This is a genomic window from Paenibacillus faecalis, assembly GCF_900289175.1.
Taxonomy (GTDB): Bacteria; Bacillota; Bacilli; order Paenibacillales; family Paenibacillaceae; genus Paenibacillus_AQ; species Paenibacillus_AQ faecalis.
On record NZ_LT985747.1, the window covers coordinates 1,051,850 to 1,075,525 of the forward strand.

Sequence of the window (23,676 nt, forward strand, 5' to 3'; positions counted from 1 at the left end):
CGCCTGCGCAGGAGGGCGGCCAGGCGAGCGCCGATGGCGGCCCATGGCAGCGCCAGGCGGCGCACGGCGATGTCCGCGACCCACAGCAGGAGGGCCGCGACAAGCAGACCGTAGCTCCAGTCATGGAGCTCCTTGCGGGATGCTGCCTCACGGTCGAATACTTCCTCCGGCTTATCCCAGGAAAGGACGCGGCCGCCGGTGATCTCGGCCAGCTTCTTCAGCTCCTCTTCCCCGCTGCCCGAAGAGATCCGATATTCCGGCGAATAAGGAACGACAAAGCCTGTAGCCGGAGCCACTTGAACCGCCTCTCCTTCACCGCCGCTAACATCTTCAAGAGACATTAAAAACGCGCCTGGCTTTGAAACATTCACCTCGCCTGTATAACGTCCGGGAGCTTCTTGAACCAGCTCGACCGTCTGCTCCCCGGCCTCGTCACCAGCAATTTGGGCGATAAGCTTTTCCGGCGGATGATCGCTGCCCGATTCAACCTGCAGCTTCACCTGATTGCCTACTGCGGTCGTCGTCACCTCATAAGGTGAGGAGGTGAACTGCGGAAACGTCCATTTCACGATTTCCGTTAACGTATCGGCAAATGCAGGCCAGGACACCCATTCCTTCGACCACTTCCCGCTCAGATCACTCGTCCAGGCGACCGTTCTACCAGAACCGTATTGCCACCGGGCAAGGATCGGGTCCGGTTCCGGACTGACCAGAACGGTCTGTGCCGACGCCTTCGGTGTTGTGGCCACATAACCGTATAATCCCGGCACGCCCTGCTCGAACAAGGACTCCCATTCACCCGCATTTTGTATAGCAGGAACAAACGGTTTGTCTACAATATAAGATTTCGCCATCAAAACCGCCTCACGACTGAAGACGGCAGGGAGCGTGGTTTCATCTTCAACATAGTAATACCGGCCTTTGGCCGAATCCGCTAACGATTGCAAGAGCGCCATATCAGCGTCCGCCCCGACAGCAACCGATGATAATGTAATTTTATTATCCACCATCGTCTGGGTCAGATCATCATAACCGGCTTGAAAAGCGGACTGCCCGTCAGTCAGGAGAATAATATGCTTTCTCTGCGCCTTGACATTCAGCATTTCCTCGACAGCCGATTCAACAGCCGGATAAATATTCGTTCCTCCTGCGCTTGGAATGGACCCGATCGCCTCCAGCACCTCTTCCTTGTCGCCAAGTTTCTGTGGTGGAACGACCCACCATGGATTATCATCAAATGCGACGACCCCAACCGTATCCTTGGAGCGCATCAGCTCCACTGTCCGCATAGCTGATTCTTTGGCCAGTTCCATTTTGTTGCCGGACATACTTCCCGATCGGTCAATGACCAAAATCAGTCCCAGGGAAGGGATTTCCCGCTTGCCTTCAAGTTCCATTGAAACAGGCAGCGCCTTTTCGATCGGAGTTTTGAAATAACCGCCCACACCAAAACTGTCCTCGCCCCCGGCCATCATAAATCCGACACCGAAGCTTCGAACCGCCTGCTCGATCAGCTCCATTTGCTTGCCGCCGACATCGCTCCCCGACACATTGTTAAAAATAATACTGTCATAAACCGCATACTTGGCGGCCTCAAGCGGCAGCATATGAGGCGAAATCACCTCGGTCCCGATCATACCGGACTCCAAAGCTGCTGTAATGTTGCCGGAGGTCCCCGGTTTTCCCTCCACGATCAACACCTTCGGCGGACCGTCAACGCGGGTAAAATCGAACCCGACATTGTTCGCCGAGAACTCATCACCATCCATGAAAATTTCAGCCTTGTACCTGTGAAGTCCTGGCGACTTAGCCAATCCCTTCACCGCAAAGCGGTTTTCACCTGGTGATACTTCAACCACTTCTCGCCCAATTTCACGGTTGTTCTCATAAATACGAAGCTCACCGGATGTCTTGTAAGTGCTCTGGATCATCACTTCCACATAAAAAGCTTCCGCCTGATACAGCTTATCCGGCACGGTCAGCTCCTCAACGGCGACATCCTGCACTTCTCTTTGAGGAACCGGAAGGACGTCTACCGTAATCCCCCGGTCCTTGAGCAGCCTTCCTGTTGCCGCCATATCCCCGACATTCTCTTCACCATCGGAGAGGACAACAATTCGGGAATCAACCGTTCCCTCAAATAAATTGCCTGCCAGCTGAAGACCGGATTCAAGATTGGTAAATTCCCCTTTAATTTCAGCGTTTAAAGAAGAGCCGGCCTCCTCCGATAATGAAAGCTTCCGTTCTACCGCACCATCAAGACCAGTGGAAACAACGGCCGTTCCGTCCTTTTCCCCCTTGGCATCCATGGATTTTCCAATCCATTCACTAAGCCTGGACGTATCGCCCATGCTGTCAGACCGGTCAGCCAAATACACGACCTGTTTATCCCGTATGACTGTAAACCCATGCAGGCCCGATAAAACAAAAATAAGTAATATAATAACAACAGCCCGTAATGCCACTGCGAGCTTTTTGCGAAAGCCGCTTAACCGAAAATCTTTTTTATAAGCATAGTAGAGAAATACCCCAGCTGGAATCAGCAGCAGCAGAAACCACGGACTACTAAATTGAACGCCCACGCTGGTACACCCCCCATTCCGCCACGATCACAACAAGCGCCAATAATGCAAGCCAAGGCATTAAAGCTGCACCGGTCTTTGCATCTTCTGTTGTACCTGCTGCCGCACGATCATTTTCTGTCTCCAGCTGTCCCTCAGCGGCGAGGTTTACACCAGGGCCCTGGTTAGCCGAAAAGTCTCCTTCAAAAGGATCAGGTGTGACTGCCAACAAGTAGCTCACTTTTTCTCCTGCTTCATTTTCTTGTTCAAACGCATATAACCCGGGGACCTCTGGTACCGTCTGAGCCGGGGAGTATCCCTTCTCCGTTCGTACAGGCTCAGCAGGCTGAACGCCGGATTGCAGCGCAAGCCCTCCCTTCGGAGCCCATGCCGCCTTTACGGTATCCGCGGCAATCGGAATATCCGCCGCCGCTCCGGCCATATAACGTCCCAGACCGCTTCCCTTGCCTGAAGTCATCCACTGCATCACATTATTGACGAGCACCGGAAATTCTGAAGATAAAGGAAGATCACTGTCCTGCAGCAAAAATCCAAAAGATAGCCGCGGAAGTCCTCCCTCCTTGCCCGCATAAACGATCGGTGTATCCCCAAGCTTGATGATCGCCTCTCCCCACGCTGGATGTTCATTCATCAGGTTGCCGATGTACACGCCTGACAAGGAAATATAAGAGGTTACCGGATGAGTTGATATGACCGGGCGTCCTCCCGGATTGTTCGCTTCCTTCCCATCCGTGCCGATGGTCCATAGCGGAGTCTTTGCTGTCAGCTCCGCCCATTCTCCCTGGCGAAACGTTTCCGGCATCGGACCATCCATCACGATCAGATCGAAATGGCCATCCGGCACGGGTACCGCATCGTCCTTATTTTTTGCATCTTGATGATGGGTTTCCTCGGTATCGGCTGTATTGTTCACCGTAACCCGGGTCACCTCGGCACCGCTCAGCTGCAGCGCTTTTTCCAGAAACAAATTGCCCGGCGTGAGCAGCAGCACCCTGGAGGTTCCATGTTTTGTACCGAATGCATACGACTCATTATCTGCAGTATAGCCGTCAGCTCCTGTGAGCTCTAAACGATACACCTCGGCAAAGGGAATATCTGCAAAAGATACCGTCTTCCTTGCCCCTGATTTCACTTCAATTTCCCTGGTGGTCAACAGCTTGTTATCACCATACAAATTAACTTCAACCGGTACTGGCTGTGTTGAATTACTGCTGACCACAGCTACCGCTGTATTTAAAGCTTCTTCCGTACTCTTGTTCGAAATACCGAACTGTTCTACAGCGATATTCACCACATCTCCCCCGGTAATTTCCTCAACGGAAACCGGTACGTTGAACACCGTTTGGACCGTATCCTTTTCCCACTGTCCATCCGAAAAGACAACCACCTCAGCATCGCTTTGTTCACGAGTTAACGCTGAGGCCAGCGACAACGACTCACGATATGAAGCCTGACCATAGTAGGGCTGCAATGCATCGATCGCCTTCATAATCTTGTCATCGTCCTCTTCACGGGACAAATGAGTAACCGGCCTTGCGCCGACGGTCAGCAAAGTGATATCTTTGCCTCTTCCCTCATCCTTTACGTATTCCTTCATCCGGTCTTTCAAAAGATCCATTCGTGAAAAGCTTTGCTCCTCTTTCTTGTTCGCTTCGCCATCTTGAGACTGCGCCTCCGCGCTCATGCTACCCGAGGTATCCGCGACCATAACAATATGCTGGCTGCCGCTTCCGGACACCCGCAAGAAGGGCTGCATCAGTGCGAAGATGATGAGAGCCGCCGCCAGCAGCTGAAGCCACAACAAAAGTCGGTTCTGCAACTTCTGCCAAGGCCGGTTCGCCTCCATATTTCGAAGCACCCGGTCCCACAGCAGATGGCTCGGTACTGTCGTATCTACATATTTACGCTTGAACAAATACATTAGCACGATGGCCGGCAAAGCCAAAGCAAACCATAGACTGAGCCATGATTGAATTCCCAAAAAAGTCTCCTCCTTAAAACAGCGGCTCCTGATAAGCCTGCGAACCTTTACCAGGAAACAAGCTCACAGGCAGACTACCCGTTAATCAGTCCCGCACCCGCCAAGACGCCAAATACCGCCTCTTGCAGCGGCATATCCGCCGGGATCAGCACATAGGTCATCCCGCGCTCCGCGCATACCCTGGCCAGCATCTGACGGTAATTGTTCAATTCCTCCCGATATGCATCCAGTACCCGGCCCGTTACAGCCACCTCTTTGCCAGTCCTACTTTCACTGTCCACTAGACGTAAATCTCCAGACAGGCGCGGCTCCAATTCCTCTCTTGACAATACCTGAACCAGTACGGCCTCCTGCCCCGCACCTGACAACAGCGACAAAGATCTTGAAAGCTCCTCTTCTCCGCCTTCCAGCCAAAAATCCGAGAAAATCCAGGTCATGCCCGGAAGTCTTGGCAGTGCCCCGGGCACCGACAACGCCGCAGCCAAACTTCCATCCCCGCCGGTCGGAGCCTGCTGCAAATGAGCAAACAACCGATGTGCAGCACCCTTTCCGCGAAGAATCGGAAGACGTAAGTCCAGTGTACGGCTGTAACAAGCTACCTGCAGTCTGTCATAAGAAGCTAGTGCCATATAGCCAATACTCGCCGCCAATTGCCTGGCCAACAGCCATTTGGCTCCACCTTGGTCCGAGCCCGCAGCCTTCATTGCTTCTGATAAAGACGCAGATTCCGGGGAAGATGCTGAAATGGCAGTGCCCATGGACGCAGAACAGTCTAAGTAGATGCTGACCATCAGCTCCTGCTCGTCCATAAACTGTCTTACAAACGCCTTTCCTGTTCTAGAATAAACACCCCAATCAAATCTGCGCACATCGTCTCCCGGTGTATATTGGCGATAATCAGCAAATTCAAGGGATGAACCAAGACGGCGGGAGCGCCGCTTACCCTGCAGCGTGCCGGCAACTCTCGTTCTTGCCCCCAGGCTGAGCCGTTCAAGACGGGTCAGCCACTCAGGCGGCAGCAGATGTCCCGTCCCGCTCACATCGATCCCTCCAGTTTGTTCAGCACAGCTTGAATGACATCGTCCGTCTTAACCCCCGAGGCTTGACCTTCAAAGTTCAAGAACAAACGATGGCGAAGCGCCGGCAGTGCCGCAGCACGAATATCGCCTGTTGACAGGTGCATTCTTCCGCTAATTAACGCTCGCACCTTGCCAACTGATATCATAGACTGCACTCCCCGCGGACCAGAGCCGAATCGGACATATTTACGAACCTCGTCAGGCGCGGACGCTTCCTCCGGATGAGTCATCATAAGCAGCTTGACTGCGTAATCGAGCATTTCCTCAGCGACCAAAACCTCTTTGGCAGCGCGCTGTATTTCCATCAGATCTTCGGCAGACATTTGTCTTTGAACCGCTATCTCGTGTGGGGAAGTCGTTCGCTTGACGATTTCCTTCAGCTCATCTGAGCTCGGATACGAAACTTCAATCTTTAACAGGAAGCGGTCAAGCTGTGCTTCCGGCAGCGGATAGGTCCCTTCATTCTCAAGAGGATTCTGGGTTGCCAATACAAAAAATGGTTTTGGTAGTCTGTGCGTCTGGCTACCGACCGTAACCGTCTTTTCTTGCATGGCCTCAAGCAGCGCACTTTGTGTCTTTGGCGTAGCGCGGTTAATCTCATCGGCGAGCACAATGCTGCTGAAAATCGGTCCCTTCTGAAAAGTCATATCCGTGCTCCCCTGCTGTCCAAACGAAAGAATATTCGTTCCGGTAATATCGCTCGGCATCAGGTCCGGTGTAAACTGAATTCTTGAAAAAGATAGATCGAGTACTTCGGACACGGTCCGTACAAGCATCGTCTTGCCCAGACCCGGAATTCCTTCCAGCAAGGCATGACCGCCAGCAAAAATACACCAGAGCATTTGCTCAACAACTTCTTGTTGACCGACGATAACTTCACCGATGCTTTCTCTCAGCTTTGATATGTTTTCCGCCCATTCCTGCGGTTTCACTGTAATTTCCGACATGAGCTGTCCTACCTCTCTTATATGGTTCTAAATTTATGAAATTACGGATTGGGATTGATCTGGGTAAAATAATCTTCCACCAATCCCTGCATCTGTTCCGGCAGCTGGTTCCGTCCCAAAGATTTTCGAGCTTCGGTCGCGTAATCCTGATACACCTCTTCATAAGGACGAGATGTTCCGGATACAGTCGGTGAAACACCGCCCTTTTGAACTTCGCCTCCCTTTCCGCTCAAAGCACCGGAATCCTTCTGCACGTTTCCGCTTCCTTCATATACACGGGGTGTCGTTACCAAATCACGGCCGCCAGACCCTAATCCGGCACCAGCGCCTTGACCCGCTCCGAAGCCGCTTCCTGACCCGGAACCACCTCCTGAGCCTGATCCAGCACCTTGACCACTACCGGCCCCCTGACCATTTCCGGAGCCTTGCCCTGAGCCTTTTCCTTGACCCCCTTGACCTTGGCCTTGACCGGAGCCTTCTGCATCGCTGCCTTCACCATCACTGTCTTCTCCGCTGGCCGATCCTTCACCAAGCCCGGTTTGAGCCAATGCTTCCGCAGCTCCGCCCGCACTCCATGTGTCCGATACAGACATTCCGGCAGCGGCCATTTGTTCAGCAAGTTCCATTCCCTGGGAAGCTAATGCAGCCGCCAGATCAGATGCGGCCTTTGACGCGCCCTCAGCGGCATTTTTGGCATCCATAGCTTTGGCGAGCTCCTCCGCAAGCTTTTGGAGCGCTTCCTCCTGCTCTTTCGTCAGCTTGCCATTCTTTAACGTATCCGCAGCTTTTTGAAGGGCTTCCTTCAATTGGTCTGCATCGATGTTTTTAGCCACTTCATCCGCCATTTTCTGTAGTGCATCGGAAAGCTTTTTCTTTTCTTCCTCCGACATCTTTTTGACCTGCTCCGTCAGCTTCTTCATTTCCTGTTTCAGCGCTTCGGAATTGCCTTCTTGAAGACTTTTGCCTGCACTTGATAACGATTTATGATTTCTCATCTGCTTCGCCAGCTCAGAAACGGCTTTAGACTGCTCTTGTTGCTTCTTAACGGCTTTCTCCAGATCCTTCATGACCTCTTCCATCTTTTCCAGAGCCTTCTCCGGATCTTTACCATTCATCAGCTGCTTCTTCAATTCATCGATCTGCTTCTGAACCTTCTCCCGATCCTCCGGTTTGTGAAGGTTTTCCTTCAGCTCCTCAGCCAGCTTCTCCGTCTCTTTCACCTGCTTCTTCACCCAGCTTTTCTGCTCTTTGGCCGCTTCAACCTTCTTGTCCATCGGATTAGGGATAAACACCATAACCAGCATGACAGCAAGGCCCACCAGGCAGAGCAGTAACTGTTTTTTGCGCTTAGGCGCAGGCAGCCGCTGTTTGATTTCAGCTATATAACGGCTCCCATAATGTTCCGCCTGTACCCGTTGAAATTGTGCAGCAGGCGACATATCCTCTTTAAAAGAAAGAGCGGTAACCATCATATCGCTTCGCTCTGTCCCTTCAGGAGAGGCGTCCATAACAGAAGCCGCCTCTTTCACCGGTACACGGCGCAGCAGTCCCCACAACAGCCCGATCGCAGCACTGGCGACAGGAAGGGACACCGCGATGGTATAAAGCGAAGGAATCGGCACGAACCTTCCGATAATTAAAAGCAATATAGCAGCCGCAAAACCGACAGCAAGTGCATACAGCACATAAATGGCCATTCGAAACCGCTGCAATCTGCGACGAGCTGTTTCAATGAAACGCATAATATTTTCCACCTTGAACTACCCTCCGATCTTCTGCAGCTTTACACACCGGATTCTTCCCGCATTACATCGGCAGACTTGGATGTCTTGCGTTTGCGCAGCAACTTGCCTCTGCGAACAGGGCGGATTCTACGGATGGCGATCCATAACGAAATTACAATGACGACCGAATACACAAGAATAAACTCAAGCCAAAGATCAATCGGTGCCTTGCTGTTTATGGACGCTCCTTGCATCAGAAATGCGTGCTTAGAAAATGAAGGCTCAAACAGACTAATCAGAGCTCCACCAGGGTTTAGACCGAGCAAATAACCGACCCACGAATAGGTCTGCGTTTGTGGTGTGTTTGACATGTACATGCTTCGCTGCTCAATTCCCATAACGAACAAATACAACAGTCCTGTCACCAAAAAAATGACAAACCCAACCCCATACGTTACGATAATCGCTACAATTGTCCGCTTGAACAAGGTCGAAAATAATACCCCCAGCGAACCGAGCAGCAGCATAATAAACAGATAAAATAAGAACACCGAAATTAGCTGCTTAGGCGAAATGCCTCCATATAGAAACACAATGCTGTAGATCGGAAGCGTCGCAAGCACGATCAATGTCATGAAGCTCAGAGACGATATCAGCTTGCTAAGAACGATCGTAGAAGAGCTTTGCTGTGTTGTGAGCAGCATACCGAGCGTTTGTTTTTCACGCTCACTGCTTATCACTCCCGCCGTCAACGCCGGTGCCATGAAAGCAATCAGTATGAGTTGGGCAAAGCTTAATACATAAAACATCCTCTGGCTTATTGAGGGATCAAAGCGGTGTGATCCGTTCTGTCCCAAATACAAAAAGATATAAATAAACCCCATTGCCACTGCACCGAGTGCCAGTACATAAAGCAATATGGACAGCATGGAACGCGGAGAGCGCATTCGCAGCCGGAATTCCTTATCCATGACCGGATTGATCCATTTTCTGCTCCAATTCATTCTTTGGGCCCCCCTTTGGTAATTTCCAGAAACACATCTTCAAGATTGCTCTGTGCCTCCTGGAAGGATACAACGGGAACGTCCCAGGAGATAACCTGGCGCAGCAAAGCGCTTTGCTGGATGTCATCCCCGCTGAAATGAACGTGAACACCTGTATTGTCCGTCAAGACAGACGTAACAAACGGCTCGTCACGCAGTTTCTGGGCAAGCTCTTCCTCCCCCCCAAGAGTGCGAATATGAATGACCTTCTTCACTTGCAGTCGATTTTGAATATCGGATACTTTACCTTGAGCAATCATCTCACCGTGTTCAATAACACCGATCTCATCGACCATCTCCGCAAGCTCAGGCAAAATGTGTGAGGAGATAATGATCGTTTTGCCCATCAGTTTAAGTTCCTTTAAAATTTCACGCATTTCAATACGCGCTCTTGGGTCAAGACCAGAAGCTGGTTCATCCAGAATTAGAACATCAGGGTCATGCACCAAACATCGCGCGAGACATAAACGCTGCTTCATTCCCCGCGAAAGGCTGTCAACATACGCGTCCGCTTTATCGCTTAAATTCACCAGCTCCAGCAGCTGGGGAATTAGTTTATTTCGTTCCTGCCGGGGAATACCGTAACTCGCCCCATAAAAATGGAGATATTCCGTTGCTTTGAACTGATCGTAAACACCGAAGAAATCCGGCATATATCCGATCCGCTTGCGTACTTCCTTAGGGTGTTCCGTCACCTCATATCCGCCTACTTTGGCTGTACCGGAAGTCGGAAGTGCCAGTGTTGCAAGTATAGACATCGTAGTGGATTTCCCGGCTCCGTTCGGGCCCACAAATCCAAACACGCTTCCTTTTTCGATATCCAGGCTGATGCCTTTTAATGCTTCAAAAGTTCCGTACCGTTTGCTTAATTCTCGAATTTCAATCATTCTATAACTTCCCCCTTCAACGACAGCTCCGGCATCTGAAGCATGGCCTGATCCTTCGCGGTTATGGAGATGCGTATTCGGTTATCTACAATATAATTCTCCGTATTTCCCTTCACCGTAAAGACATTGTTCTGATCCGGGATCGGTTCCCACTCATTTTCATTTGCATTCCATATTTCCATCGTCATTCCTCCGGCCATCTTGGTTCCTTTGATGGAGAATTCGGAGTATTTCGTCTTCAGTTCTGACATCAGCGGAAACTCGGCCGTTACCGAACCTTGTCCAAGTTCTATTCCATAAGGAGTTTCATAGAATATCGAAGCATTCGATTGCGTTACTTGAGGAACAAGGAATCCGTATGGAATGTTTACTTTCCCATTCTGATTCCAGTCAATACTGACGGGCTGTGCCCAGAAGTTCAACTGATCACTTTGTATCTCCTTGCCCTTAAGCGTATAGTTAGTCAACTTGTCTTCACTCCAGCCAAATACAAACGCATCCTTGTTATTTCCATCTACATGAAAACTGTACGCCGATATTATTTCATGCTGGCGATAATACTGATCATTGCGAGGAGGGTACAGAGAGGAGCCCAAATCCCCACCCAAAATTCTCACAACGGATTTTCCTGAAGTCGGAACATCCGCGGAGCTCTTGCGGGCGATATCCCCCATCTTGTAAGCTTTGCCACCGATAACAAGCACAACTTCTTTAAGGTCGCTCTTTGTTTCATTCGTAATCTTGCCTGTGATCTCACCCTTGTTATTCAGCTTCAAATCCATTTTTAACTGGCCCGCCTTTTCACTGGCCGGATACTCAGCCCATACTTTGGCCAGCGACCATTGAGGCATGTTTTTTAATTCGAGCTTGGTTTGCTCCTCCCCAACACGGATATAGTTTTTGTCCTCTCCGCCCCCTTGGCCGAACAACGCACCATAGGAAGCCATCGTTTTTATATACGTGTCTTCGGGAAATTCCAACTCGTAATCTCCGCTCCTAGGTGTAAAGAAAGCGGAAGCCGTTGATTTAACCGCATTTCCCTGTCCATCCAGTTCCATAATATTGATCGTATGAGCCATCTCTTTCGTCTTGTCGGCTGATCCGATCATATAGACAGTCCCGCTCGCCACGATCGCGATCAAAGGAATGAGAAACCAGGACCATTCCCGCTTGTCCATTTTTTTCAAAATGTAATAAAGAACCGGCGCTACAATCAGCGCGTAAATAATAAGCAGCCACATCAACGTTTGAAATGATGGCATCGTTAAGGAAGGAAAATAGTCCAGTATGTAGCTAAATCTGTCTATCATCGATCCATAGTACACATTGCTCGATAACGGAAGATCACTGCGCAATACGGAAGCCCACACATCGCTGTGTCCGCCCCAGGAAGCGACTGGTTCCATAGCTACGTCATAAGCCGCATACCATACTTTTCCCTGCTCCACATCCCGCGAAGCAAAAAGGGGCACACCTGATGTCTGACTCTCCACAACTGCACCTTTGATCGGTTCAGCGGCAGAAAGCGTAAATTCCCCATCCAGCTTCAGCGGCTTGCCTCCAAGCTTCTGCAGCTCGGGCAAGGATTCCACCGCTATAGTTCCACTTGATTTCACTGGAGCAATATCTTGAAACGGCGCCGCTGTCTTGACGTATCCCGCTCCGCCGGATAACACTAGCGTTCCGCCAGACCGTACCCATTTCTTAATCGCTTCCTGTTTCTGTTCTGAAAGCGTGTCGGATGCAAAATTGTTGATCACAAGCACATCCAGTCCATCCAGAAGCATCGGATCATGCGAAATGTCCTCTTCTTTTAAAGGGAGAACGACTAAACTATTCCCCTTCCCATTCAACGTACTGAGAAAATTCATGGTGTCCTGATCATCGGACAACACGCCTACGACTGCGCCCATCATCGTTGGTTTTTGTATATATTTCTTTCCTGTGCTGAACGGTATCGGTTTTCCGCTTTTGTACGAATTTTCATAAAATACGATTTCATTATTGTCTTTAGAATAGCTGTATCCGGGAATACCTATCGTTATTTCCTTAGGCGTATCCTTAGGAAGTTCGACATGTTGTACATATGCCCCCTCCCCCATTCCATGCGCATTGTTTACTCGAAAAACGATATCACCTGAAATATCCCGGTCGCTTGTCAGTATCAGCTTTAGCGGGTTCCACTTATCTTGCTTGATATTCCCCTTATAGCCTGGCTCTGTTTTAATGCTGATTTTCGGACTCTCGGCATAAACGGTCTCCCCCTGAAACGGGAACACTGTTGTAAGCAGCAGTACCGCAGTTAATACCAAGATGCCCACTAGCTTCTTATAAAACGACAAATGATGATTCCCCTCTCCTTCAATTGTTTGCCCTGTGAACATAACGATTTTCTCCTTGTTCTTCATAACAGGATTCTTAACACTCTCTTACTTCATAACGAGCCTCCTGGAATAAAAGTTTGTTCCAAAGCATTTTTTGGAACAAACAAGAACACCCCATTCCACATTGGAACAGGGTGTCATCCTTGTTGCAGTAAACCAAAACAGATCCAACAAGTATATAAGTCCGGTCTTTTTACATCACTTTTTTTCTAGAAAACTACGGTTTTGTTGTTATGAACGAGAATGCGATCCTCGATATGCCATTTTACTGCTCTGGCAAGAACGACGCGTTCAATGGTGCGGCCAATGCGCTTCAACTCATTGACGTCATCACGATGGCTCACTCGCTGAACGTCCTGCTCGATGATCGGCCCGCCATCCAGCTCCTCTGTCACGTAATGCGCAGTTGCCCCGATGATTTTCACGCCGCGCTTATAGGCCTGAGCATACGGCTTGCCTCCGACAAACGCCGGCAGGAAGGAATGGTGAATGTTAATGATCCGATTCCGGTAATGCTTAATGAATTCCGGTGATATGATCTGCATATAACGAGCCAGAATAATCACATCGATGTCATCTCCGATCACTTCCAGCTGGCGCTGTTCAGCTTCCGGCTTCGTATCCGCTGTAACCGGAATATGATGGTACGGAATACCGAATGACTCGACATATTCTTTCATATCCAGATGGTTGCTGACAACAAGAGCGATATCGGCATCCAGGTCTCCTGCCTGCCATTGCCACAGCAGCTCAACCAAACAATGATCCTCTTTGGATACAAAAATGGCAAGCCGCTTCTTGCGCGCAACATGGTTTATATTCCATTCCATCTGGAATCGATCCGCTACACTGCGGAAGGACTCTCGAAGTTCAGACAGCTTACTCACAAGCTCCGGCAAATCGAATTCAATCCGCATGAAAAACATGCCGCCCGCCGGGTCCATCGTATATTGGTCCGACTGAACGATGTTTGCACCGTGCTGATGCAAAAAATGTGATACCGTAGCTACAATCCCGGGTCCATCTGGACAGGAAATAAGCATACGTGCTCGGTTCAGATGTTCGTCTGCCGCTGAAGGCAATTTCTTTTTCATATGAATATCCATGTAACTACAAGCTCCCTCCAATAGCTGCTCACTCTTGCGCCTTAAGCCTGCTCCCCTTTTCCAGCAAGCCAGGCGATAATACGCTGGTTGATCTGTTCTTCTGTGCAGTCCTGCAGCAAGCCTGCTACGGTAACCATGTCGTAAAGACGCTCCATCGGTTCGCGCGGATCAGCCTTTCTCGCTTTGGCATCATTCTTCAGCACAGTCCATGTGTCCAGTACAAATGAACGCCCTTCGATTCCTTCGTTGGCAAAAAAGCGTCCCAGCTCCTCAACCTGAGCGATAAACTCTGATCCAAAACGTTCCTCGACATTATTACGTAAAAGTGCAATTTCGATTTCATACATCGGACGCTGAGTTTTGGCATCCTTGCCGATCCAAGGCGTCTCCAGAATGAATGGACGTCCTTGCAGACGGTTATGATGAACGATATTGTGAATGGTCTCAAATCCGATAAAGCCTGTCCCTAGCGGAGTATGGCGGTCTTTCGCTGCCCCCCGCGGGTTTTTGCTGTCATTAATATGGACAACGGCAAGGCGGTCCAGACCGATCAGCTTGTCAAACTCGTCCAATACGCTGTCGAAGTCATTGACAATATCGTAGCCCGCATCATGAATGTGACATGTGTCCAGACAGATGGATAGACGGTCATTGTATTTCACCTTGTCAATGATTTGCGCGATTTCCTCAAAGCTGCGGCCCATTTCTGTCCCTTTGCCTGCCATCGTTTCCAGCGCTATTTTAACATCCGTCTCATCCGTACCGCCAAGAACCTCATTCAGTCCTTCCGCGATTCGATCAATCCCGTACGCCGCATCCTTATCTGTATAAGCACCTGGATGCAGAACGATATTATTCACACCGACAGCATGTGTACGGCGAATCTCTTCTTGAAGAAAACTTACCGCCAGCTCATAGGTATTAGGCTTGTACGATCCGAGGTTAATAATGTATGGTGCGTGAACGACGATTTCGTCAATCCCGCACTCCTGCATCATCGCTCTGCCTTCTTCCAAAAACATCGTATCAATTGGTTTACGACGCGTATTTTGCGGTGCGCCGGTATATATCATAAACGAACTGGAGCCATAGGATTTGGCTTCCGTCGCTGCACTCAGCAGCCCCTGTCCAGAAAAGGACACGTGGGAACCGATTTTCAGCATGTGGCATCCCCCTTTTCACACAATTATCACTTATTTTAGCGTGTATAGCGAAATAAATCTAGGTTGGATAATGCGCTAATAAATAGTTCATAAAGCAACATGTTCAGTCACAGTTTTGTCATTTTAAAACAATCGGCATCATTGAAAACGCTTTATTTATCATTCATAATGAAATCACATACAAAAAATTGTTCAACAAACAAAAAAATTTTAGATCTTATTTCAAAAAAATAGTAAAGTCCTAAAAAATTTTAATTAAACCACATCTTAATGAAAAGGTAACCATCAACTTTTACAATAAGAAAGAGGGATTAGGACTATGGAAAAAGTGATAACCGCGAAGGCTCCGGCTGCGATCGGTCCCTATGTACAAGGCATTAAGACAGGGTCGTTTCTCTTTATATCCGGACAACTGCCGATCGATCCGGCAACAGGTGAATTTGTTTCTGAAGACATCGGGCTCCAAACCGAGCAGTCGATGAAGAACATCCGAGCTATTTTGGAACAAGCAGGAACCGGCTTAAAAAATATTGTAAAGACAACAATTTTCACGACAGATATCACTTGCTTTGATCAAATTAATCAAGTTTACGCTTCCTTTTTTAGCAATAACGAGTTTCCAGCCCGTTCCGTTATAGAGGTTGCCGGGCTACCCAAGGGAGCTAAACTAGAAATCGAGGCGATTGCTGTTAATGATTTGTTGTGAATAAAAAGCATTTAAGGGGATGTTGAGGATGAAAGTTAAATACGATGAGAATATGGATATTCAGTTGCAAAAATATATTCCCATTATGAAGGCGATTGTCGCCCAGTTCGGAGCAAATTGCGAGACGGTGCTGCACGATGTAAAAAGTCCGGACCGTTCTCTGGTAGCTCTTATCGGAGATGTGACAAACCGCCCCCTCTTCGCCCCCCTTACGAACTTCGTCATTGAGATTATTCAAAATGAAGGCCAAGCCGCAAAGGATCGTCTAGGATACATAACGAGCCATAACGGCGTGACGATGAAATCGACAACGATGTTTCTACGGGAAGACCATGAAATTATAGGCTGCTTATGCATTAATTTTAATTTAAAAGAGTTTGAAATTGCACAGCATTTTTTAGCGGGATTTTGCCAGCCGTTTCAGACCGAAAGTAAAGAAGAGTTGCATACACAGAAACAAAATGAATATTTCGCTAAAAACATCGAAGAGTTTGCAGAGAACATTATCGATGAAACTCTTGACGCCAAAGGTACAGCACTTCAATTGATGGATAAACAAGAACGTTTGATGATCATTCGCAAGCTCGATAGCAAAGGAGTTTTTCTAGTAAAAGGTACGATTGATCTCGTAGCCTCAAAGTTAGGTACATCCAAGTACACCATTTACAACTATTTAGACGAAATTCGGCGATAGATCGGCGCCTGGCTGGGAAACTCCTTTTCTATAAATACCTGATTTATTTATTACTAAAATAATTGGAGGTATGGACAATGAGATTCGCTGAGCCTTTCAAAATTAAAATGGTGGAGCCGCTGAACATGATCTCACGTGAAGAACGCGAGCGTGCCTTAGAACGGGCAGGCTACAATCCATTTCTATTGCGGGCCGAGGAAGTGTATATCGATCTGCTCACAGACAGCGGCACGAGCGCAATGAGCGATAACCAATGGGCCGGGATGATGTTGGGTGACGAGGCATATGCAGGCAGCCGCAACTATTACAATCTTTGCGAAGCAGTACAAGACATTATCGGTTATAAATATGTCATCCCGACTCACCAAGGCCGAGGAGCAGAAAAAGTGTTGTTCCCGTTGCTTGTCAAAAAAGGGCAGTACGTCTTAAGCAACTGGCATTTCGACACAACCCGCGCTCACGTCGATCTTGCAGGCGGACATGCGATTGACCTCGTGACAGATAAAGCCTTTGATACAACGACACCATATCCATTTAAGGGGAATTTCGATACGGATAGACTGCGCCAAACGATCGCTGAAAAAGGTGCGGAAAACATTGCCTTCATTCTGATTACCGTCACAAATAACAGTGCAGGCGGTCAACCGGTTTCTATGGAAAACATTCGCGAAGTATCCGCCATTGCCAAAGAAAACGGCATACGTGTTTTTCTCGATGCTGCGCGCTTTGCCGAGAATGCCTACTTTATTAAGAAGCGTGAAAAAGGTTATGAAAATAAAGAAATCGTAGAAATCGTCCGCGAAATGTTCTCATATGGAGAAGGATTCACAATGAGCGCCAAGAAGGATGCGCTGGTAAACATCGGCGGTCTGCTCTCCTTTAAAGAGGACGAAGAACTATACACCCAAGCTCGTTCGATGACCGTTCCAATGGAGGGCTTCCCAACTTACGGTGGATTAACCGGACGTGATATGGAAGCGCTTGCCAGGGGCCTGCGCGAAGGTGTAAACGAGCAATATCTTTCTTACCGAATCGGCCAGGTCGAATACCTTGGAAAACGCCTCCAGGAAGGCGGAATTCCATTCCAATCCCCGACAGGTGGCCACGCCGTATTCGTTGATGCGAAGAAGATGCTGCCACATATTCCAGGTGTAGAATTTCCGGCCCAAGTGTTGGCCAATGAATTGTACCTTGAAGCAGGAATACGCGGTGTTGAAATCGGCTCATTCCTGCTTGGACGCGATGCGACGACCGGAGAACAGTTGGAAAGCAAGCTTGAACTGCTGCGCTTGACGATTCCGCGCCGCGTATATACGAACAACCATATGGATGTGATCGCCGATGCTTTAATCGCGATTAAAGATCGTGCTAACACACTAGTTGGATTGGAGTTCACATACGAACCGCCTATTTTGCGTCACTTCACTGCCCGTCTGAAACCGATCAAGAAATAGGAAACCTTCACAGACCTAAAGTGCTAAACATGCCGCTTTCCAGGTAAAGCGGCATGTTTCCAAAAAATAATATGAATGCGTTCACAAAACTAATGTCCTCGTTTCGATTAAACGGAAAGGGTGAAATATGAAATGAACGGGACAGAACAGTGGTCGTCGAAAATCGGCTTTATTCTCGCGGCAGCGGGAGCGGCTATCGGATTAGGAGCGATTTGGAAATTTCCTTATGTAGCCGGGACTAGTGGAGGCGGCGCTTTCTTCTTACTGTTTCTCATTTTTACGCTATTCATTGGACTCCCTCTATTATTAGCCGAGTTTGTTATTGGACGAAGTACCGGGAAAGAAGCTATTAGTGCATATCAAGCGATTGCACCAGGCACACATTGGGACTGGATCGGGAAGATGGGCGTTTTTTCATGCACAGTGCTGCTCTCCTTTTACAGTGTCGTTGGCGGATGGGTGCTGCTTTATACGGGGATGAGCGTCATAGGTTTCTTAGTTTCACCAGGGACCGCTTATGATGCTTTGTTCAATCAAATCATTTCCAACCCGTTTGCCGCAGTCGGCTCGCAATTGCTCTTTCTGTTACTCAACATCGTCGTAATCGCGCGCGGAGTACAGAAGGGAATCGAAAAGATGAGCAAATATTTAATGCCGGCTTTATTCATTTTCTTCATCATTCTCGTTATTCGCTCGTTAACGTTGGAAGGAGCTATGGCTGGCGTAAGCTTCTTTCTGAAACCGGATTTTTCAAAAATCACAGGCGAAACCGCATTATTTGCCTTGGGGCAATCGTTTTTCTCCCTATGCGTTGGCCTTTCATGCATGGTCACATACAGCTCCTATTTAAGCAAAAAAGAAAGCCTCACCCGTTCGGCTGGAATCATTGCGATTTTTAACATTATCGTATCGATTTTAGCAGGGTTAGCTATTTTTCCAGCTGTATTTTCCTTCGGGTTGGAACCCGCCGAGGGGCCCGGCCTTCTCTTTATCGTACTACCAGCTGTCTTCTCACAAATGCCATTTGGCAGCTTGTTCTTATTCCTTTTCTTAATCTTATTCCTATTCGCAACACTAACTTCCTCCTTCTCATTATTAGAGATCGGCGTAGCCTCCCTATCCAAAGGTGATATCAACAAACGCAAGAAGACAACCTGGATCGTCGGATTCATCGTTGCTGTATTAGGAATCCCCTCTGCGCTGTCTTACGGCGTATTAAACAACATTACCCTCTTTGGCAAGAACATATTTGACTGTGCTGACTATCTTGTAAGCAATATTTTGCTGCCGCTAGGGGCTTTGTCGATTGCAATCTTTGTCCCTTTAAAAATGAAGCGTGAAGTGCTGATGGCCGAATTTATCGTAGGCAGTCCTGGTGCGAAACGTTGGTTTGGCATTTGGCTTTTATTGCTTCGTTATGTGCTGCCTATTGCGATTATTGTAGTGTTTTTAAATATGATCGGTATCTTTTAAGAAGCGATTGAAAGTCAATCAGAAACGGTTATCTGCGATATTGGCGTAAATGCCGTTAAAACAGGCATGTTGTTCTCATCAGAAATCATTAAGCTAGTATCACAGCAACTCAAGCAGCGTCCCGTTAAAAGTATCGTCATCGATCCGATGATGATTTAAAAACACATGAGAACATAGAGTCCTCATGTGTTTTTGATTGAGCAGTTTAACATTATGTTTGTGCAGGTTTCATCACCAGTCGCAAGAAAAACAAAGGATAAATTAATAAATATAAATTAAAGCCCCACCAAAATACATCAAAATCGCCAGCAAAGGCCCAAAAAGCAATGGCTTGTAAACCAGAGCAAAACGTCAATACCAAAGATATCAACGCCCAGGACTGCCAGGAAGAACGTTTTTTCTTATAGAGATACAAGCTGCTTAGACCCGTAATCGAAATTAATATGTCCAGCGGGAAGAAAGACCAATTCCAATCTACCAAAATAGGATTATTGTAATCCTTGAAGGCCCACGACTCTGGAATAATTTTGAAATATGTTACAATCCAGTAAATAATAAATCCGATATCCGTAACTAGAAAAAACGGTTTTAGAAATTTCATGCTACCTCCAAAGTAAGTTAAATAATTTGACTGATCATTCGGTTTTTAAGCAAGCAATAACTGATGAAAAAGGAGAAAATCAAGGTGAAAACCGTTACAATAGCTACCTTTATCATGAGATGAACAGGTATTGTCTTTAAAGCAAGCTGCAGGCTGACAATGACCGGAGCATGGATAATATAAATCGCATAGCTTGACCTGCTCAATTTGCCTAACCATGATGTCGTAAAATTCAGTTTCGATTTAAATACATAAACAATCTTCATCATAATCCCGACACCCGTGAATGGTTCCCAGAAAGAATAATATAAGGATTCCCAGGTCATACCTCCATAAAAAGCACTGAAATCGTCCGCATAAAGATCGGAGATCAGAAAGACAATGGGCAATGTGAGTAGGGATACAAGGGAAACTCTAAAATAAAATGAAACGATCTGTGAATTGATATGTTCCAGCCAACCGTTGCGATAAGCTACCGTCCCCAACCAAAACAGTACAATATATTGAGGAAAGTACCCTAGAGAGAAGTCATGAATGTACAGTTCATTCGTGGAGAATACAAGCCTTGTCAAAAAGTTAAGTACACCTATAACAAGGATGTATACCAGCACACCACCTTTATTAGGAAACGATGCAGTTAGCGTATGACCGCCTGTCCATTTCCTTACAAGCGCATAAATAATATAGAAGTACAGTAACGCAACGATAAACCACGTGTTGTAAAAACCGAGTGAAGATAGATAAGGCTGAGGATTAACTAATGAAATGCATAATGGATTCAGTACAAAGAAGTAAAACAATGCAGGAATAAGAAGTTTCATTACTTTTCCTTTCAAGAAGGAATGAAACCCTTTATTGTCATAGGATCGTGGTGTGAAGTATGCGGATATGAAAAAAAACAGTCCCATAAAAAAACTTTGAAACAAAGCATTGATGAAGGTTAAGATGGATTTGGATATTTCATCGTTTGATGCTTCAATGTAATACCAACCGCCCTCTCCTCCGTAAGAGCTATTCGTATGAAAAAAGATAACTAAGAATGCAAGAAAAACTTTAATATTATCCAGGTAAAAAATTTTCTTGCTCATTTCAGGATATCTCCTTCGAAGCAACGCCGGCAACATATGTATGACTTAGCCTTAATTTCTTTTCTTCAAGAAGCGTCCGGTCAAGCTCTTCTTTTATTTTTCCAAGCATTTCTTGCTCACGAGTTCGGTCAATAACGTCCAAAAACCCAGCAGCTGCTCCTGACCGTAATATCCACTCCAATGCATCTTCTGATGTAACGCATGGAATAGGCTGTTCTCCTTCCCATAAGTCAGTAGTGTTTAAATCTCCTTTTAAAAACCATCTTTTCAACACATCGCTATTAGAAGGCAATTTTATGTTTATGTATCGACGCAAATAAGATGGGTCATTGCTCAAAACCTTTTCAAAAGCTGTCATCAATAACTCTTCTGAATCGATTCTTGTTTCGATTATGCCAACCTGTCCATTCGGCTTAAGAACTCGATTCACTTCCCGCATAAACTGAACGGGATTGGTATAACAAATTGCCCACCCACACACTACCGTGTTAAAGTGACAGTCCGGCGTTTGGCCCAAAAACCTCATCATATCGTTCTGTTGCATGTTGAGTTTTAAGGTTGAATAAGAAGATAGTTTCGCTTTAGCCACTTCAAGCATTCCTTGAGATTGATCAACCGTTGTAATGGAGCCACTTCCCTCAAGCCGTTTGGCAATTTCATTGGTAATAAAACCGGTGCCGCAAGCCAGTTCCAAAACATCCTGTCCAGGCTTGATATCCAATTTATTTAGCAATTGAATCGAATGCCTGCCCATTTTGTCAGAAAAAAAAGTATCGTAATCACCGCTCGCTTTATCATAATCCTGTGAACTGTTCGCATACTTTTGGGTCATTTTGTACCAACCAAGTTTAGATAATAATTTAATTTTGTTGATCATATGAATACCTCTTTTTGAAATGATCTACTTATTTGGCAACTATTTTTTTCTTCTGACCGCTAATAATTCCTAAATCAAGTCCAATTTCTTCAAATAAACGCAGAGCTGTGTTTAGCTCCTCTTTCGTATGCGTGGACATTAAAGAAGTTCTCAGCAGTTCATTTCCTTCCTGAACAGCCGGCGAAATGATGGGATTGGTGTAGATACCGGAATGCATGAGTCTTTTCCAAAAAACAAATGTGCGCATCGTATCGCCGATATGAATTGGAACAATGGGCGTTTCACTATTTCCTGTATTGAAGCCAAGTGCACGCAATCCTGAGATGAAGTATTTTGTATTCTCATTCAGTTGGTGCCTTCGCTCAGGTTCATTGCGAATGATCTCCAATGCTTTTAAACTGGCCCCAACGCTAGCTGGGGTCATACTAGCACTAAATATCATACTTCTTCCTTGGTGCTGGATATAATCCACAATATCCAAATCACCTGCGACAAATCCGCCTAAGCTTCCGAATGACTTACTGAAAGTGCCTGTAATGAGATCGATCTCCGACTCTACGTTGAAATACTCACCTGTCCCTCGTCCATACTTGCCTAATATTCCAATTCCGTGGGCATCGTCGACAAGAAGCCGGGCTCCGTATTGACGTTTGATCGTTATAATATCCCGGAGATTGGCGATATCCCCCTCCATACTGAACACACCGTCTACGATAATTAATTTGGCAGTATCTTTAGGAACCGTTTTAAGCTTTTTCTCCAAGTCTTCCATATCATTATGTTTGAACCGTAAAATTTTGCATGATGCAAGACGAAGAGCGTCAATGATTGAAGCATGAACTTGACGGTCAATAATCGCTACATCATTACGTCCAAGAATGGAAGAGATAACTCCGAGATTCGTCTGATAGCCCGTCGAAAAAACAATTGCCTTCTCCCTGTTCATAAACTGTGCAAGTTGTTCTTCCAATTCGATGTGCAAGGTGGTCGTTCCGTTCAAAAATCTTGAACCGCACGAGGAGGCTCCGTAACGCTGTAACGTCTCGAACGAAGCTTGAACAATTCTTGAATCTCCTGATAACCCTAAATAATCATTAGAACCAATCATAATCATATGACGATGATCAACTATGGCTCTTGTACCCATTTTTTCCTGAATAGGCTTGAAGTAAGGGTAAGCATCATTTAAACGAAGTTTCTTTACAAAGTCCCATTTTATACACTTATCAAATACATCCAAAATAGTCCCCCCTGCATTTGTCATAAATTGATTCTTTCGTTGCTGCTCTGATAAGTCGCCTCTTTAGGTGACTCTTCCTTTTGCACTGTCAGATTCAAAGTTACAACACCAATGACAATCAATAGAATCGCAAAGAGTTTAACAAATGAAAACTGCTCATTGAAATAAAAGAAGCCGATAATGGCAATTAAAACAATTCCCATTCCAGACCAGATGGCATAAGCGACGGAAACATCGATCTTCTTGAGCGTAAGCGTCAAAAATGCCAGGCTTCCTAAATAAAACAATACAAGCAGTATGCTGGGGACCAATCTCGTAAACCCTTCGGAAAGCTTCATACTTGTCGTTCCTGCGATTTCAAACAGGATAGCAAGTGTTAGATAAATCCAATGAATACTTATCACCTCCTTATCATGGTCGGAACTAGTACTCCCAAAAACAAAAAGTAGGGAAGTTCCTTTAATTTATTATTATTGAGATATATTACAACATAAACCACCATTTTACTACACCAAAAGAATTTTTTAACAAAATTTACACTACGAGCCGGTCGCACTGACATCTCACCAATAATTACAGTTCATTCAAAAGATGTAATGTTTTTTCGCACCATATCTCGAAATAAGTTTAGAAATGCGTTATAATTC

General features: G+C 46.7%; 20 protein-coding genes. 5 read left to right on the plus strand and 15 right to left on the minus strand.

Annotated elements, in window-relative coordinates; all coding sequences use genetic code 11:
* From C8268_RS05115 to C8268_RS05160, 10 genes are all read right to left on the minus strand, one after another.
* Nucleotides 1-2,582 (minus strand): VWA domain-containing protein (locus C8268_RS05115; protein WP_106769841.1); only part of this gene is annotated, 2,582 nt, incomplete at its 3' end.
* Nucleotides 2,566-4,563, minus strand: a complete 1,998-nt coding sequence (locus tag C8268_RS05120; protein ID WP_106766685.1) for a vWA domain-containing protein — start codon at nucleotides 4,561-4,563, stop codon at nucleotides 2,566-2,568. The genes C8268_RS05115 and C8268_RS05120, both read right to left, overlap by 17 nt.
* A 74-nt stretch (nucleotides 4,564-4,637) precedes the next feature.
* Nucleotides 4,638-5,603: a DUF58 domain-containing protein gene (locus C8268_RS05125; RefSeq protein ID WP_106766686.1), complete on the minus strand. Its 966-nt coding sequence runs from the start codon at nucleotides 5,601-5,603 to the stop codon at nucleotides 4,638-4,640.
* Nucleotides 5,600-6,589, minus strand: coding sequence for an AAA family ATPase (locus C8268_RS05130; protein WP_106766687.1), 990 nt, complete (start codon nucleotides 6,587-6,589; stop codon nucleotides 5,600-5,602). Before C8268_RS05130 ends, C8268_RS05125 begins: the two co-directional genes overlap by 4 nt.
* A gap of 41 nt (nucleotides 6,590-6,630) precedes the next feature.
* On the minus strand, nucleotides 6,631-8,331 hold the full coding sequence (locus tag C8268_RS22900; protein ID WP_106766688.1) for a phage tail tape measure protein: 1,701 nt from the start codon (nucleotides 8,329-8,331) through the stop codon (nucleotides 6,631-6,633).
* Nucleotides 8,332-8,372: 41 nt separating this feature from the next.
* A complete protein-coding gene (locus C8268_RS05140; protein ID WP_106766689.1) occupies nucleotides 8,373-9,317 on the minus strand; it encodes an ABC transporter permease in 945 nt (314 codons plus the stop codon).
* Nucleotides 9,314-10,243: an ABC transporter ATP-binding protein gene (locus C8268_RS05145; RefSeq protein WP_106766690.1), complete on the minus strand. Its 930-nt coding sequence runs from the start codon at nucleotides 10,241-10,243 to the stop codon at nucleotides 9,314-9,316. Before C8268_RS05145 ends, C8268_RS05140 begins: the two co-directional genes overlap by 4 nt.
* Complete coding sequence (locus tag C8268_RS05150) at nucleotides 10,240-12,627, minus strand: DUF7408 domain-containing protein (RefSeq protein ID WP_234032672.1); 2,388 nt, start codon at nucleotides 12,625-12,627, stop codon at nucleotides 10,240-10,242. The genes C8268_RS05145 and C8268_RS05150 overlap by 4 nt, the downstream gene beginning before the upstream one ends.
* Before the next feature lie 209 nt (nucleotides 12,628-12,836).
* Nucleotides 12,837-13,733 (minus strand): formyltetrahydrofolate deformylase, encoded by an 897-nt coding sequence (gene purU, locus C8268_RS05155; RefSeq protein WP_106766691.1) that lies wholly within the window; start codon nucleotides 13,731-13,733, stop codon nucleotides 12,837-12,839.
* Between the two features lie 41 nt (nucleotides 13,734-13,774).
* A complete protein-coding gene (locus tag C8268_RS05160; protein WP_106766692.1) occupies nucleotides 13,775-14,896 on the minus strand; it encodes a deoxyribonuclease IV in 1,122 nt (373 codons plus the stop codon).
* 319 nt (nucleotides 14,897-15,215) lie between these two features.
* Here C8268_RS05160 and C8268_RS05165 point away from each other — a divergent pair, with 319 nt between their 5' ends.
* The 5 genes from C8268_RS05165 to C8268_RS23300 all read left to right on the plus strand — a co-directional run bounded on the left by C8268_RS05165 (nucleotide 15,216) and on the right by C8268_RS23300 (nucleotide 19,382).
* Nucleotides 15,216-15,602: a RidA family protein gene (locus C8268_RS05165; protein WP_106766693.1), complete on the plus strand. Its 387-nt coding sequence runs from the start codon at nucleotides 15,216-15,218 to the stop codon at nucleotides 15,600-15,602.
* Between the two features lie 28 nt (nucleotides 15,603-15,630).
* Nucleotides 15,631-16,296: a helix-turn-helix transcriptional regulator gene (locus C8268_RS05170; protein ID WP_158702679.1), complete on the plus strand. Its 666-nt coding sequence runs from the start codon at nucleotides 15,631-15,633 to the stop codon at nucleotides 16,294-16,296.
* A gap of 77 nt (nucleotides 16,297-16,373) precedes the next feature.
* Nucleotides 16,374-17,750, plus strand: coding sequence for a tryptophanase (locus tag C8268_RS05175; RefSeq protein WP_106766695.1), 1,377 nt, complete (start codon nucleotides 16,374-16,376; stop codon nucleotides 17,748-17,750).
* Nucleotides 17,751-17,882: 132 nt separating this feature from the next.
* Nucleotides 17,883-19,223 carry a sodium-dependent transporter gene (locus C8268_RS05180; RefSeq protein ID WP_106766696.1) on the plus strand — a complete coding sequence of 447 codons (1,341 nt, stop codon included), beginning with the start codon at nucleotides 17,883-17,885 and terminating at the stop codon, nucleotides 19,221-19,223.
* 6 nt (nucleotides 19,224-19,229) lie between these two features.
* Nucleotides 19,230-19,382: a bifunctional hydroxymethylpyrimidine kinase/phosphomethylpyrimidine kinase gene (locus tag C8268_RS23300; protein ID WP_106766697.1), complete on the plus strand. Its 153-nt coding sequence runs from the start codon at nucleotides 19,230-19,232 to the stop codon at nucleotides 19,380-19,382.
* A gap of 52 nt (nucleotides 19,383-19,434) precedes the next feature.
* On the opposite strand, the gene C8268_RS05190 is transcribed toward C8268_RS23300, so the two are convergent.
* The 5 genes from C8268_RS05190 to C8268_RS05210 are packed head-to-tail and all read right to left on the minus strand — an operon-like array spanning nucleotide 19,435 to nucleotide 23,424.
* Complete coding sequence (locus tag C8268_RS05190; protein ID WP_106766698.1) at nucleotides 19,435-19,824, minus strand: Loki-CTERM sorting domain-containing protein; 390 nt, start codon at nucleotides 19,822-19,824, stop codon at nucleotides 19,435-19,437.
* A gap of 17 nt (nucleotides 19,825-19,841) precedes the next feature.
* A complete protein-coding gene (locus C8268_RS05195; RefSeq protein ID WP_106766699.1) occupies nucleotides 19,842-20,912 on the minus strand; it encodes an acyltransferase family protein in 1,071 nt (356 codons plus the stop codon).
* A gap of 1 nt (nucleotide 20,913) precedes the next feature.
* Nucleotides 20,914-21,789: a class I SAM-dependent methyltransferase gene (locus C8268_RS05200; protein ID WP_106766700.1), complete on the minus strand. Its 876-nt coding sequence runs from the start codon at nucleotides 21,787-21,789 to the stop codon at nucleotides 20,914-20,916.
* A 28-nt stretch (nucleotides 21,790-21,817) separates the two neighbouring features.
* The gene (locus tag C8268_RS05205) at nucleotides 21,818-23,029 is read right to left on the minus strand and encodes an aminotransferase class I/II-fold pyridoxal phosphate-dependent enzyme (RefSeq protein ID WP_106766701.1); all 1,212 of its coding nucleotides are present in this window, start codon (nucleotides 23,027-23,029) and stop codon (nucleotides 21,818-21,820) included.
* Nucleotides 23,030-23,049: 20 nt separating this feature from the next.
* A complete protein-coding gene (locus C8268_RS05210; RefSeq protein WP_106769843.1) occupies nucleotides 23,050-23,424 on the minus strand; it encodes a DMT family transporter in 375 nt (124 codons plus the stop codon).
* Nucleotides 23,425-23,676: the final 252 nt, after the last annotated feature.

Excerpts from the sequence above, each read along its gene's own strand:
- C8268_RS05130 (WP_106766687.1), bottom strand. The coding sequence starts at position 6,589 with ATGTCGGAAATTACAGTGAAACCGCAGGAATGGGCGGAAAACATATCA.
- C8268_RS22900 (WP_106766688.1), bottom strand. The coding sequence starts at position 8,331 with ATGCGTTTCATTGAAACAGCTCGTCGCAGATTGCAGCGGTTTCGAATG.
- C8268_RS05140 (WP_106766689.1), bottom strand. The coding sequence starts at position 9,317 with ATGAATTGGAGCAGAAAATGGATCAATCCGGTCATGGATAAGGAATTC.
- C8268_RS05145 (WP_106766690.1), bottom strand. The coding sequence starts at position 10,243 with ATGATTGAAATTCGAGAATTAAGCAAACGGTACGGAACTTTTGAAGCA.
- C8268_RS05150 (WP_234032672.1), bottom strand. The coding sequence starts at position 12,627 with ATGTTCACAGGGCAAACAATTGAAGGAGAGGGGAATCATCATTTGTCG.
- purU (WP_106766691.1), bottom strand. The coding sequence starts at position 13,733 with ATGGATATTCATATGAAAAAGAAATTGCCTTCAGCGGCAGACGAACAT.
- C8268_RS05160 (WP_106766692.1), bottom strand. The coding sequence starts at position 14,896 with ATGCTGAAAATCGGTTCCCACGTGTCCTTTTCTGGACAGGGGCTGCTG.
- C8268_RS05165 (WP_106766693.1), top strand. The coding sequence starts at position 15,216 with ATGGAAAAAGTGATAACCGCGAAGGCTCCGGCTGCGATCGGTCCCTAT.
- C8268_RS05170 (WP_158702679.1), top strand. The coding sequence starts at position 15,631 with ATGAAAGTTAAATACGATGAGAATATGGATATTCAGTTGCAAAAATAT.
- C8268_RS05175 (WP_106766695.1), top strand. The coding sequence starts at position 16,374 with ATGAGATTCGCTGAGCCTTTCAAAATTAAAATGGTGGAGCCGCTGAAC.
- C8268_RS05180 (WP_106766696.1), top strand. The coding sequence starts at position 17,883 with ATGAACGGGACAGAACAGTGGTCGTCGAAAATCGGCTTTATTCTCGCG.
- C8268_RS05190 (WP_106766698.1), bottom strand. The coding sequence starts at position 19,824 with ATGAAATTTCTAAAACCGTTTTTTCTAGTTACGGATATCGGATTTATT.
- C8268_RS05195 (WP_106766699.1), bottom strand. The coding sequence starts at position 20,912 with ATGAGCAAGAAAATTTTTTACCTGGATAATATTAAAGTTTTTCTTGCA.
- C8268_RS05200 (WP_106766700.1), bottom strand. The coding sequence starts at position 21,789 with ATGATCAACAAAATTAAATTATTATCTAAACTTGGTTGGTACAAAATG.